1 protein-coding gene and 1 pseudogene are annotated in these 1,037 nt (G+C 67.7%); both read left to right on the top strand.

Features of this window, described 5'->3' with window-relative positions:
* Positions 1-221: pseudogene (locus ABD350_RS18085) on the top strand (alpha-1,4-glucan--maltose-1-phosphate maltosyltransferase); the annotation flags it as partial.
* Positions 218-1,037, top strand: an 820-nt coding sequence (locus ABD350_RS18080; RefSeq protein WP_344349185.1) for an alpha-amylase family glycosyl hydrolase, incomplete at its 3' end; no start/stop codon positions are given. The pseudogene ABD350_RS18085 and the gene ABD350_RS18080, both read left to right, overlap by 4 nt.

Here is a 1,037-nt window from a genome sequence, read left to right as displayed (position 1 = left end):
ACCTCGACCCGCACCACACCCAGGAGGCCACGGTCTCGTTGGACATGCCGCAACTCGGCCTGGAGCGGCACGAGACCGTGCCGGTCCACGACGAACTGACCGGCGAGCCCTACCACTGGGGCGGCACCAACTACGTGCGGCTCACGCCCGGCCGGGCGCCGGCACACGTGCTCCACGTCGGGCGCTCGACGCCCCGGATCGGAGGGCCCGCAGCCTCATGACCGTCAACGAGCCTGTTCCGGACACCTTCGAGGACACTCCCGCCAAGGACCGGGACCCGGAGTGGTTCAAACGCGCCGTCTTCTACGAGGTCCTGGTCCGCTCCTTCCAGGACAGCGACGGCGACGGCGTCGGCGACCTGAAGGGCCTGACCGCCAAGCTGGACTACCTCCAGTGGCTCGGCGTGGACTGCCTGTGGCTGCCGCCCTTCTTCAAGTCCCCGCTCCGGGACGGCGGTTACGACGTCTCCGACTACACCGCCGTACTGCCCGAGTTCGGTGACCTCGCCGACTTCGTGGAGTTCGTGGACGCCGCCCACCAGCGCGGCATGCGGGTGATCATCGACTTCGTCATGAACCACACCAGCGACCAGCACCCGTGGTTCCAGGAGTCCCGCAAGAACCCCGACGGCCCCTACGGCGACTACTACATGTGGGCCGACGACGACAAGCGGTACCAGGACGCCCGGATCATCTTCGTCGACACCGAGGTCTCCAACTGGACCTTCGACCCGGTGCGCGGCCAGTACTACTTCCACCGCTTCTTCTCGCACCAGCCCGACCTCAACTACGAGAACCCGGCCGTCCAGGAGGAGATCCTGGCCGCCCTCAGGTTCTGGCTCGACCTCGGCATCGACGGCTACCGCCTGGACGCGGTGCCCTACCTGTACGCCGAGGAGGGCACCAACTGCGAGAACCTGCCCGCCACCCACCAGTTCCTGAAACGGGTGCGCCGCGAGATCGACGCGCTCTACCCGGACACGGTGCTGCTGGCGGAGGCCAACCAGTGGCCCGAGGACGTGGTCGACTACTTCGGCG

This window comes from Streptomyces nogalater, assembly GCF_039532885.1.
Taxonomy (GTDB): Bacteria; Actinomycetota; Actinomycetes; order Streptomycetales; family Streptomycetaceae; genus Streptomyces; species Streptomyces nogalater.
The sequence above is the reverse complement of the archived record's forward strand: the minus strand, read 5'-3'. Positions and strand labels throughout refer to the sequence as shown.